The organism is Pseudomonas sp. SW-3 (assembly GCF_016615645.1).
GTDB lineage: Bacteria > Pseudomonadota > Gammaproteobacteria > Pseudomonadales > Pseudomonadaceae > Aquipseudomonas > Aquipseudomonas mandelii.
In genome coordinates, this window is record NZ_CP067098.1 from 170,857 (window position 1) to 183,673 (window position 12,817).

General features: G+C 62.7%; 6 protein-coding genes and 1 pseudogene. 6 read left to right on the forward strand and 1 reads right to left on the reverse strand.

Going from position 1 to position 12,817, the window contains the following annotated elements; genetic code table 11:
• Positions 1 to 19: 19 nt before the first annotated feature.
• From JIO00_RS00755 to JIO00_RS00775, 6 genes and pseudogenes are all read left to right on the forward strand, one after another.
• Complete coding sequence (locus JIO00_RS00755) at positions 20 to 6,538, forward strand: Ig-like domain-containing protein (protein WP_234452920.1); 6,519 nt, start codon at positions 20 to 22, stop codon at positions 6,536 to 6,538.
• Positions 6,432 to 8,213 (forward strand): annotated as a pseudogene (locus tag JIO00_RS29685) (Ig-like domain-containing protein); the annotation flags it as partial. The gene JIO00_RS00755 and the pseudogene JIO00_RS29685, both read left to right, overlap by 107 nt.
• 41 nt (positions 8,214 to 8,254) lie before the next feature.
• On the forward strand, positions 8,255 to 9,769 hold the full coding sequence (locus tag JIO00_RS00760) for a TolC family protein (protein ID WP_042932453.1): 1,515 nt from the start codon (positions 8,255 to 8,257) through the stop codon (positions 9,767 to 9,769).
• Positions 9,753 to 10,358: an adenylyl-sulfate kinase gene (gene cysC / locus JIO00_RS00765; protein ID WP_200667403.1), complete on the forward strand. Its 606-nt coding sequence runs from the start codon at positions 9,753 to 9,755 to the stop codon at positions 10,356 to 10,358. The genes JIO00_RS00760 and cysC overlap by 17 nt, the downstream gene beginning before the upstream one ends.
• Positions 10,355 to 11,140 carry an aspartyl/asparaginyl beta-hydroxylase domain-containing protein gene (locus JIO00_RS00770; protein ID WP_200667405.1) on the forward strand — a complete coding sequence of 262 codons (786 nt, stop codon included), beginning with the start codon at positions 10,355 to 10,357 and terminating at the stop codon, positions 11,138 to 11,140. Before cysC ends, JIO00_RS00770 begins: the two co-directional genes overlap by 4 nt.
• The gene (locus JIO00_RS00775) at positions 11,128 to 12,123 is read left to right on the forward strand and encodes a sulfotransferase family protein (RefSeq protein WP_200667407.1); all 996 of its coding nucleotides are present in this window, start codon (positions 11,128 to 11,130) and stop codon (positions 12,121 to 12,123) included. Before JIO00_RS00770 ends, JIO00_RS00775 begins: the two co-directional genes overlap by 13 nt.
• A gap of 86 nt (positions 12,124 to 12,209) precedes the next feature.
• Here JIO00_RS00775 and JIO00_RS00780 read toward each other — a convergent pair whose 3' ends face one another.
• Positions 12,210 to 12,593 carry a DUF6124 family protein gene (locus JIO00_RS00780; protein WP_077747463.1) on the reverse strand — a complete coding sequence of 128 codons (384 nt, stop codon included), beginning with the start codon at positions 12,591 to 12,593 and terminating at the stop codon, positions 12,210 to 12,212.
• Between the last annotated feature and the right edge of the window lie 224 nt (positions 12,594 to 12,817).

A 12,817-nucleotide genomic window follows, 5' to 3' on the forward strand; every position in this document is an offset into this window, starting at 1 on the left:
TCGAGTCCGGGTGAGCAGCATGTGGTGGAGCAAAGGCAAGTCGCGGGTTACCGAAGGTGCACGGGCGCTGGCCTCGCCCATGATCATGTCCCTGGAGCCGCGAATGTTGTTCGACGGCGCGGTCGCGGCCACCGTGGCGGATGCCGCCCAGCCTGAAAGCCATCCCACGGCCGACGCGGCGAAAGCGCCGGCGAATGATCAGCCGGTCGCCAGCCAAGACACCCACGGCCAGGCCGATGCCACGCCGGCTTCAACACCCGTTGCCGTACCGGGGCAGAGCGTGGTGTTCGTCGATTCCCGGGTCAAGGACGCCGACAGCCTGCTCAAAGGCGTGGCGCCTGGCACTCAAGTGGTTCAGCTGGACGCGAGCCGGGACGGTCTGCAACAGATTGCCGATTATCTGGATACCCATCAGGGCATCAGTTCCGTGCAAATCATTGCTCACGGCAACGCGGGCGACCTGTGGCTGGGCGACAGCTATCTGTCGGCCGACAACGTCGCGGCCCGAAGTGCGGTGCTGGCGGAAATCGGCAAGGACATGAATGCCGGCGGCGACATCATGATCTACGGCTGCTACACCGCCGAAGGTGAGCGAGGCTTGAGTTTTGTCGATTCCCTCGCGCAGCTGACCGGCCGTGATGTAGCCGCTTCCAGCAACCGCACCGGGATCGGCGGCGACTGGGACCTGGAAATTGTCACCGGCAACATCGAAAGCGCCAACGTGCTGTCGACCACGGCCATGAGTGAGTATCAGTGGGGCCTGGCGACCTGGACTGCTACCAACAACGGCAACACCGGTATCGGCTCGTTGCGTGCCGCCATCGCCTCGGCGCAGAACGGCGATATCGTCACCTTCAACGCCAGCATGACGGTGCAGCTGACGTCCGAACTGCTGATCAACCAGAACATCACCGTCGATGGCGACTTGAACAACGACGGCGTGGCTGACGTAATTCTCGACGGTCAGTACCGGACCCGGGTGATTGAAATTGCCGCGGGCAGAACCGTGACCCTTGATGGCCTAGTGATTACCCGTGGCCTGGTGGCGGGAACGGGCGGCAACGGTGGCTACGGTGCCACAGGGGCAATGGCCGGGGGGATTTTCAACGCCGGCATCCTGACCCTGAACAACGTCAGCGTGACCTCCAATGCCGCTTCCGGCGGCGGTGGCGGCGGCGGTGTCACAGGTGCTTTTTACGGCGGTGGCGGTGGTGGTGGCGGCGGTTTGGGCGGTCAGAACGGTGGGCATGGTGGCTCGGCCGGGCCGGGCACCGGCACGTTGGGCGGCCAGGCTGGCAGCGCCAATGCCGGCGGCTACGGTGGCGGTTATGACGCGACCCACATGGGCGGTCGCGGTGGCACCAATACTGGCGGCGCGGGCGGGCTGGGCGTGTCCTATTACAGTAACGGCGGTAACGGCTCGACGGCCACCAATGGCACGATTTCCATTGGCGGCGGTGGCGGTGGCGCCGGTTGGGACAAAGTCGGTGGCGCTGGCGGCAACGCGGCGGGCGGGATCTACAACGCCAGCAGCGGCACCATTACCATCATCGGCACTTCGACCATCAGCAACAACATCGGCGCCGGTGGTGGCGGTGGTGGTGGCGGTGGCCAAGGCAGCAATGCCAGCAATGGCGGCATCGGCGGTCGGGGCGTCGGCGCGATCTGGAACAAAGGCACGCTGCTGATCACGGCCTCCAACTTCGCGGCCCTGGCTGGTAATGCCGCGGCCAGTGGAGCAGGCGGTACCGCGCAGGGTGGAGGTACAACCGGCACTTCGCCGACCTCCGTCGCGACTATCTTCAACGACGGAGGTGTACTCAACACCGCGTATGCGCCGCCGCCGACCGCAACCATTGTGGTCGCTGACACCACCCTGAGCATCGGCGAAACGTCCTTGGTGACGATCACCTTTTCCGAGGCCGTGACCGGTTTCACCAACGCCGACCTGACCATTGCAAATGGCACCCTGAGCGCCGTCAGCAGCGCCGATGGCGGCATCACCTGGACGGCCACCTTCACGCCGACCGCGAGCATTTCCGATACGACCAACCTCATCACCCTGGACAACACCGGGGTGAACAACGGCCTGGGCACGGCCGGCGTCGGTACCACGAACTCCAATAACTACGTGGTCGACACCTTGCGCCCAACCGTCGGCATCGTGTTCACCGACACCGCGCTGAAGGTCGGCGAAACGTCGCTGGTGACCTTCACCTTCAGCGAGGCCGTCAGCGGTTTCACCAACGCGGACCTGACGATTGCCAACGGCACCTTGTCGGCCGTGAGCAGCAGCGATGGCGGCATCACCTGGACGGGCACCTTCACGCCAACCGCCAGCATCACTGACGCGACCAACCTGATCACCCTCGATAACACCGGGGTCAGCGATCTGGTCGGCAACGCCGGCAGCGGCACCACCGATTCGAACAATTACGCCATCGATACCGTGCGCCCGACCGCGACCATCGTGGTGGCCGACACGGCACTGAAAATCGGCGAAACGTCGCTGGTGACCATCACCTTCAGCGAAGCCGTCAGCGGTTTCACCAACGCCGACCTGACGATTGCCAACGGCACGTTGAGCGCGGTGAGCAGCAGCGATGGCGGCATCACCTGGACGGCGACCTTCACACCGACTGCCAGCGTCAATGACACAACCAACCTGATCACCCTGAACAACACAGGGGTCAGCGACCTGGCGGGCAACGCCGGCAGCGGCACCACCGATTCCAACAACTACGCCATCGATACATTGCGTCCAACGGCAACCATCGTGGTGGCGGACACCGCATTGAGAATCGGTGAGACCTCGCTGGTGACCATCACCTTCTCCGAGGCGGTGAGCGGTTTCACCAACGCCGACCTGACTATCGCCAACGGCACATTGACGGCCGTGAGCAGCAGCGACGGCGGAATTACCTGGACGGCGACCTTCACGCCGACCGCCAGCATCAACGACACAACCAACCTGATCACCCTGAACAACACCGGGGTCAGCGACCTGGCGGGCAACGCCGGCAGCGGCACTACCGATTCGAACAACTACGCCATCGACACCGTGCGGCCAACGGCAACCATCGTGGTGGCGGACACCGCATTGAGAATCGGTGAGACCTCGCTGGTCACCATCACCTTCTCTGAGGCGGTCAGCGGCTTCACCAACGCCGACCTGACGATTGCCAACGGCACGTTGACGGCCGTGAGCAGCAGCGATGGCGGCATCACCTGGACCGCGACCTTTACCCCGAGCGCCAGCATCAACGACACGACCAACCTGGTCACCCTGAACAACACCGGCATCGCGGATCTGGCGGGCAACGCCGGCAGCGGCACTACCGATTCCAATAACTACGCCATCGACACGGTGCGTCCGACGGCCACGATTGTGCTGGCCGATACCACCCTGACCGCGGGCGAAACCTCGCTGGTGACCATCACCTTCTCCGAGGCCGTCAGTGGTTTCACCAACGCTGACCTGACGATTGCCAATGGCACGTTGACGGCTGTGAGCAGCAGCGACGGTGGCATCACCTGGACCGCGACCTTCACGCCCACCGTCGGCGTGAATGACCTGACCAACGTCATCACCCTGGCCAATACCGGCGTGGCCGACCTTGCCGGTAACACCGGCAGCGGCACCACCAATTCCGGCAATTACACGATCGATACCGTGCTGCCGACGGCGACTATCGTGGTCGCCGACAATGCGCTGAGAATCGGCGAAACCTCGCTGGTGACCATCACCTTCTCCGAAGCAGTGACCGGTTTCAGCAACGCCGACCTGACCATCGCGAACGGCACGCTCAGCGCGGTGAGCAGCGCCGATGGCGGGATCACCTGGACGGCGACTTTCACGCCGACCACCACCATTACCGATGCCACCAACCTGATCACGCTGGACAACAGCGGTGTGCAAAACGGTTCGGGCAATGCCGGCAGCGGCACCACCAACTCCAACAACTACGCCATCGATACCGTGCGCCCGACGGCCACCATCGTGGTAGCGGACACTGCACTGAGCATCGGCGAAACCTCGCTGGTCACCATCACCTTCTCTGAGGCGGTCAGCGGCTTCACCAACGCCGACCTGACGATTGCCAACGGCACGTTGACGGCCGTGAGCAGCAGCGATGGCGGCATCACCTGGACCGCGACCTTTACCCCGAGCGCCAGCATCAACGACACGACCAACCTGGTCACCCTGAACAACACCGGCATCGCGGATCTGGCGGGCAACGCCGGCAGCGGCACCACCGATTCCAACAACTACGCCATCGATACGCTCCGCCCTACCGCGACCATCGTCCTGGCAGACCCGACCCTGAGTGCCGGCGAAACCTCGCTGGTGACCATCACCTTCAGCGAAGCCGTCAGCGGCTTCACCAACGCCGACCTGACGATTGCCAATGGCACGTTGACGGCTGTGAGCAGCAGCGACGGTGGCATCACCTGGACCGCGACCTTCACGCCCACCGTCGGCGTGAATGACCTGACCAACGTCATCACCCTGGCCAATACCGGCGTGGCCGACCTTGCCGGTAACACCGGCAGCGGCACCACCAATTCCGGCAATTACACGATCGATACCGTGCTGCCGACGGCGACTATCGTGGTCGCCGACAACGCCCTGAACATCGGTGAAACCTCCCTGGTGACCATCACCTTCAGCGAAGCCGTGAGCGGTTTCAGCAACGCCGACCTGACGATTGCCAACGGCACGTTGAGCGCGGTGAGCAGCAGCGACGGCGGCATCACCTGGACGGCGACTTTCACGCCGACCACCAGCATCACCGATGCCACCAACCTGATTACCCTGGACAACAGCGGTGTGCAAAATGCCTCGGGCAACGTGGGCAGCGGCACCACCGATTCGAACAACTACGCCATCGACACCGTGCGCCCGACGGCCACCATCGTGGTGGCGGACACCGCATTGAGCATCGGTGAGACCTCGCTGGTCACCATCACCTTCTCTGAGGTGGTCAGCGGTTTCACCAACGCCGACCTGACCCTTGCCAACGGCACGTTGAGCGCGGTGAGCAGCAGTGACGGCGGCATCACCTGGACGGCGACCTTCACCCCGAGTGCCAGCGTCAATGACACGACTAACCTGATCACCCTGGACAACACCGGGATCGCGGATCTGGCGGGCAACGCCGGCAGCGGCACTACCGATTCCAACAATTACGCCATCGATACGCTCCGCCCTACCGCGACCATCGTCCTGGCAGACCCGACCCTGAGTGCCGGCGAAACTTCGCTGGTGACCATCACCTTCTCCGAGGCCGTCAGTGGTTTCACCAACGCTGACCTGACGATTGCCAACGGCACGTTAACCGCCGTGAGCAGCAGCGACGGTGGCATCACCTGGACCGCGACCTTCACGCCCACCGTCGGCGTGAATGACCTGACCAACGTCATCACCTTGGCCAATACCGGCGTGGCTGACCTTGCCGGCAATACCGGCAGCGGCACCACCAACTCGGGCAACTACACCATCGACACCGTGCTGCCGACGGCGACTATCGTGGTCGCCGACAATGCGCTGAGAATCGGCGAAACATCCCTCGTGACCATCACCTTCAGCGAAGCCGTGAGCGGTTTCAGCAACGCTGACCTGACGATTACCAACGGCACGTTGAGCGCGGTGAGCAGCAGCGACGGCGGCATCACCTGGACGGCGACTTTCACGCCGACCACCAGCATCACCGATGCCACCAACCTGATTACCCTGGACAACAGCGGTGTGCAAAATGCCTCGGGCAACGTGGGCAGCGGCACCACCGATTCGAACAACTACGCCATCGACACCGTGCGCCCGACGGCCACCATCGTGGTGGCGGACACCACGCTGGCGCTGGGCCAAACCTCGCTGGTCACCATCACGTTCAGCGAGGCGGTCAGCGGTTTCTCCAATGCCGACCTGACAATCGCCAACGGCACATTGAGTGCGGTGAGCAGCAGCGACGGCGGCATCACCTGGACGGCAACCTTCACGCCGACCGTCAGCGTCAACGATGCGACTAACCTGATCACCCTGGACAACACCGGCATCGTCGACCTGGCCGGTAACGCGGGCAGCGGCACCACCGACTCCAACAACTACGTGATCGACAGCCTGCGCCCGACCGCCACCATCGTCTTGAGTGATACGAGTCTGAAACCGGGCGAAACCGCGCTGGTGACCATCACTTTCTCCGAGGCCGTCAACGGATTCGACAACAGTGATCTGAGCATTGCCAACGGCACGTTGAGCGCCGTCAGCAGCAGCGATGGCGGGATCACCTGGACCGCGACTTTCACCCCGACCCTCGGCGTGACCGATGCGACCAACCTCATCACCCTGAACAACACCGGCATCGCAGACCAGGCCGGTAACGCCGGGTACGGGCACCACCAACTCCGCCAACTACGTGGTGGAAACTCAAGTGCCGACCGCGACCATCGTGATCGCCGACAACGCCCTCAAGGCCGGCGACACTTCAGGCGTGACCATCACCTTCAGCGAAGCGGTGAGTGGTTTCAGCAACGCTGACCTGACCATCGCCAACGGCACGCTGAGCAATGTCTCGTCCAGCGACGGCGGCGTCACCTGGACGGCGACCTTCACGCCAACGGTCGACGTGACGGACAGCAGCAACCTGATCAGCCTCGACAACAGCGGTGTGATCAATGCGTCAGGCAACAGCGGCGTGGGCGTGACCGATTCCAATAATTACGCCGTCGACACGGCGCGGCCGACCGCCACCATCGTGGTCGCGGACAATCGCCTCGGTATCGGCGAGACCACCACGGTGACCATCACCTTCAGCGAAGCGGTGTCCGGTTTCGACTTGTCGGACCTCAGCGTGGCCAACGGTGTGCTGTCCAACCTGGCCAGCAGCGACGGCGGCGTGACTTGGACCGCGACCCTGACGCCGACGGCGAACATCAACGACACCACCAATCTGATCCTGCTCGACACCGACAACGTGGCCGACGCGGCAGGCAATGCCGGTGCCGCGATTGCCATTTCCAACAACTACGCCCTCGATGCAACGCGCCCGACCGCCACCATCGTGGTCGCCAATTCGCATTTGGGCATTGGCCAGACCACGCTCGTGACCTTCACCTTCAGCGAAGCGGTCAACGACTTCGACTTGTCGGATTTGAGCGTGACCAACGGCGAGTTGAGCAACCTGGCCAGCAGTGACGGCGGCAAAACCTGGACCGCGACCTTCACGCCCACCGCGAATATGTCCGACCCGAGCAACTTCATCGCCCTCGACACCAGCAATGTCGCCGACCTGGCAGGCAATACCGGCAGCAGCTTCGCCGTGTCCAACAATTACGCCATCGACGGTGAACGGCCGACCGTCACCGTCGTGGTCGCCAACCCCAACATTGGCGTCGGACAGACGTCGCTGGTGACGATCACGTTCAACGAAGCAGTGAGCGGTTTCGATCTGTCCGACATCAATGTGGCCAACGGCACGTTGTCCGACCTGTCCAGCAGCGACGGCGGCACAACCTGGACCGCGATGCTGACGCCCACCAGCAATGTCAGCAACGGCAGCAACGTGATCAGCCTGAACATCGCGGGCGTCAGTGACGGTTCGGGCAATGCCGGCAGCGGCGCCAGCCAGTCGAATAACTTCGCGATCAACACCGTATCGACCCCAAGTGTGTTGGTGCCGGTCGATCCGGTGATCCCCGTCTCGCAACCCGTAACCGTTGCTGAGCAACCGAACGCGCCGCTGCAACCGATCATTTTCGCCGCGCCAACGGGTGCGCTGGGCTCGCCGCTGACCTTTACCCCGCTGTTCGAAGACCGGGTGATCGGCAACGGCATTCGGCCGCTGGGGGACATTTTCATCAACCGCGGCGCGCTGACCCGCAGCTTCATCGCCCAGGTATTCAGCAGCAGCGACAGTGGCGGCGATGGGTCAGGTCACGGTTTCCTTGGCTTTGGGGGGGGCGATGGCGGGGTATTCAGCACCAGTACGTTGTCGAGTCTGTTCAATCAGGACACCAGCAGTGAACGCGGCGAGCTGAACTCTTTCGGCAGTCATTCCATCAGGGGCGGGGATGTTTCCCAAGGACTGCGCGGCGTGTTTGGCGCGCTGACGCTGAACCAGCAATTGCAACAACTCAAAGACACCGAGCAACGGCAGGTCGACAGCCTGGCCGCAGCGTTGAAGCAGGTCGGCATCAGCGAAATGCAGGCCTGAAAAAACCATAAAATCAGTGCAGCACTCAGGGGCAGTCAAGGATGAATAGAAGTCACTCGTTGTTGTGCGTCAGCCTGCTGGCGCTTGCGATAAGCGGATGTGCCGTCAAAAGTGAACCGATCGAACGCAGCGTCAGCGAACAGCGCGCCAAGAGCGATCTGCAAAATATGTACACCGGCCAGGAGCCGCTCAGTGGTCCGCTGACCTTGCACCAGGCCATGGCCCGAGCGGTGAAGTACAACCTTGAAGGCCGGCTCAAGATCATGGAAGAGGCATTGGCCAAGCGCCAACTCGACCTCGCCAGTTTCGACATGCTGCCGCGCATGGCCCTGGATGCAGGCTACGTCGGGCGTAGCAACGTTGGCGCCTCCAGCAGCCAGAGCGTACTGACCGGCACCCAGTCTTTGGAACCGTCGACCTCCCAGGACCGCGACCGCCGAGTGGCCGACCTGACCATGGTGTGGAACGTCCTCGACTTCGGCGTCAGCTACATCAGTGCCAAGCAACAAGGCGACCAGCGCCTGATTGTTCAGGAACGTCGGCGCAAGGTCATCAACACCATCGTCCAGGACGTGCGCTCGGCCTATTGGCGAGCGGTGGCCGCCGAACGTTTGCTCACGCAGATCGACAGCCTGATGGCGCGGGTCGATACGGCACGCGGCAACAGCCAAAGCATGAGCACCCAACGCATCGGCGATCCGATCCAGGCGCTGGGTTACCAGCGTTCGCTGATCGAGGCGACCCGCCAGTTGCAAGAGCAACGCCGGGCGCTGTCCCTGGCCAAAACCGAACTGGCGACTCTGATCAACCTGCCGATGGGCACCGATCTGAAATTGGCGACCCCGGACGACTACTCGATTCCGCAGTTGAAGGTCGGCATGGCCAGCCTGGAGCATGAAGCCCTGGCCAGCCGTCCGGAGCTGCGCGAACAGGATTACCAGACCCGCATCAGCACTGCCGAAACCCGTAAAGCCATGCTGCGGCTGTTGCCGGGGCTGGAGTTTTCGGCAGGTGGGCATTACGACAGCAACTCGTTTCTGGTCAACGACAAGTGGGCCGACTACGGGGTGAAATTGACCTGGAACCTGTTTAACGTGATTTCCGCACCGGCCGCGATCAACGTGGCCAAGGCCGGCGAAGAGGTCGCCAAGGCACGGCGCCAGGCCATGTCCATCGCGGTGCTGGCCCAGCTCTATGTGGCGAACGCCAACTACCAGGAAGCGCTGAATCAGTTCCAGACCAACCAGGAACTCTCGAGCATCGACGGGGAGATTCTGGGGCAATTGCGCAACCGTCATCAGGCGGCGGGACTTGGTGAACTGGACCTGATCCAGGGTGAACTGAACACGTTGCAGGCGGATTTGCGCCGGGACCTGTCCTATGCCGATCTGCGTAACGCCTACGGCCAGATCTTCGCCAGCGCCGGCCTCGACCCGATGCCGGACGAGGTGCAATCCACCGAAGTCCAATCCATCGCCACCGCCTTAGCCAACCGCGAAGCGGCGTGGGCGTCGGGCAATATCAGTGTGCCGGTGACCCATGCTCCGGTCCAATAACCTGCTGGCGCCGACCGCGAGCATCAATCGCGAACAACGGGAGACCCGCAATGGTCATCACGGCACCGCGATCCTGCTGACCGGTTTGCCGGCGGCGGGTAAATCGACGCTGGCCCAGGCCCTGCACGCTGAGTTGTTCGAGCGCGGCGTGCAGAGCGTGGTGCTCGATGGCGACGGCTTGCGGGTCGGGCTCAATCGTGACCTGGGCTTTTCCGACAGCGATCGTCTGGAGAACATCCGCCGCGCCAGCGAACTCGCGGCGCTGTTGGTGGAGAACGGGCAGATCGTCATCCTCGCGATGATCGCGCCGCTGGTGGAGTTGCGTGAGGTGTTCGCTCGCCGTCTGGGCGAGGATTACCGCGAAGTCTGGTGCTGCGCTTCGTTGGCGGTGTGCGAGCAGCGAGATCCCAAAGGTCATTATGCGCGGGCGCGTCGTGGTGACTTGGCAGGGTTTACCGGGATTTCCGCGCCCTATGAACCGCCGCCGTCCGCCTCCCTGGTGCTCGACACCGGCGTGCAGTCGGTCGAAGCCTGCCTCGACCGCTTGCTGACCTGGCTCGGCGAGTGTGCGGTGCTGCCGAAACGATGAGCAGACCGGTATTTTCCCGCTTGCCGGTGGCGGTGGATTTACCGCTGTTGTTGCAGGCGCTGGCGGCGATTGGCGAGGACGCGTGGCATGCGCATTTCAACAGCGATTACTACGCCGGGGACTGGAGTGGTGTGGCGCTGGTGTCGGCGGCGGATGCCCTGACGGAACTGTCCCCGGGGCGTGGCGAACCGCTGTTGCGTGCGCCGTGGTTGCGGGATCCGCGATGGCAGCAGGGCTTGCGGGATCTGCCGCTGGAAATCGTCAGCGCACGCCTGTTGCGACTTGGGCCGGGCGGACAGATTCATGAGCATCGTGACTACGATCTTGGCGGACCAGCCGCCGATCTGCGTCTGCACATTCCGCTGCTCAGCCCGCCGAAAGTGGACTTCATGCTGGACGGTCAGCGCATGCCGATGACGGCGGGCGAGTGCTGGTTTCTCGACCTGTCGCGACCGCACCGTGTGGACAATCGGGATACTCAGGCGCGGGTTCATTTGGTGCTCGATTGCCGGCCGGGTGACTGGCTGGAGCAGGCGATTGTCGACGGTGTATCGACCACGCCGCAGCCGGGTTCGGGTGACGGCGCCTTGCTGCAATTCCAGCGTCTGGTGGACAGTGATTTGCAGCTTTCGAAGACCTTGCAGGGCTTGCCGGACACCGAGGTGTTTATCACCCGCACCTTGGAGCTGGCGGCGGAGCGAGGCCTGGAATTTTCTCGGGAAGAACTGCGTGCCGCGATGCGCAGCGGTCGCCGCCGATGGAATGAACAATGGAGCGCCTGAATCTCGAAGGCTGGTTGCCGATTCGGATCTGGCAGCCGGCTGGCGAGTGGCAGGTCGATTGGTGCTGGTTCGGGGACACGCCGTTGCATCAGCCGTTTTTTCGCGATGCCGTGGAAGCTGCGCTGAGGTTACCGTTCAATCAGGCGTTTCGTCGGCAGACGCCGTTGGCTGTTCTCGGCGACTGGCAGGCGCAGAGTCCCGGGTTGGCGCCGAGTGCATTCATTTTTCACGCTTCGCGATGCGGCTCGACTCTGATCAGTCAGATGCTCGCGCAACTCACCAACCACATCGTCATCAGCGAACCGCCGCCGCTGGATGCGTTGTTGCGCAGTGGTTTGCCAGTCGTCGAACGGTGTGCCGCGATCAAAGGGTTGTTGTCCGCCTATGGTCAGCGTCGGCTTGGTACGGAGCAGCGGCTGGTGATCAAACTCGATGCCTGGAACATCACCGAATTGCCCCTGCTGCGCGAGTGCTTTCCCGACACGCCCTGGTTGTTTGTGTACCGCGATCCGCTGGAAATCGCTGTTTCCCATATACGCCGCCCGGGCATGCACATGGTGCCGGGAATGATCGGGGCTAGTGGGCTGGATGACGAATGGCCGTTCGACAGTCGTGAGGATTTTATTGCGCGGCGGTTGGGGCGGTTGCTGGCATCGGGGTTGGCGCAATGCCAGGCGTTTGGTGGGTTGGCGGTGAATTACAGCGAGTTGCCGGGCGCAATGGTGGGGCGGTTGGCTGGATTTTTCGGGTTGGATGACGTGCAGAGGGAGCAGGTGTTTGCGGCGGTGGGGCGGCATGCCAAACAGCCTTCAGAGGTGTTTGTGGGGGACGGTGATGACAAGCGGCGTGAGGCTTCGACGTTGTTGCGTGAGCGGGTGGAGCGTTGGGCGCGGGGGCCTTATGAGGCGCTGGTTGCCAAGTCATGCATTGACAGCACTGACGCCATCGCGAGCAGGCTCACTCCTACAGTTGATCTTCAGTGAACACAAATTATGTGTACGACGCAGATCCAATGTAGGAGCGAGCCTGCTCGCGATGGCGGCGGTCAATTCACCGCCAATCGACCCGGCTAAACCTTGGCCTGAGCCTGCTGAATCTGCATCGCCTCCCAATGATCCATCGCCCGCTCTACGAGCAACTGCACGCCATCGGCCATGCGGCTGAGCGCCAAGGCAACCGAACGCCGCGTCCCGTCCACATCGTCCGCCAGATCGGCCGCAATGGCGCTGATGGACAGCAGGTCTTCGGAGGCATTGGCCAGCAGGGCTTCGGTATCGATGTCGGGGGAAACGGTGAAGAGATGGCCTTTGCGGCGTTTGGCTGGTTTTCCGTCAGTCGGGGGGAAGTAGTGGGCGAAGGCGCGGTCTGCGGCTTCCTTGAGTTTTTCGGCTTCGAGGGAATCGTCGGAATCGGTGCCAGGGTTACCTGGCGGATTCGGCGTAATTTTGTGCATATATAAAAATCCTAAACAGTAAGTAGGAGCCGTCACCGTTCGCTTGCACGCGAATGGGGTGGCGGCCGAGCGCAGGTGTGCAAGACCGGGACTGTTTAGGACACCCAGCAGATCCGAGGATCTCCTGCGCGCAGCCGCCATAAAGCAATCAGCCATGGCAATTGCGACCTAAACAGTTTCGTCGGACTTGCACGTCCGTGTCACCGTTTATTCAGTGACAAACC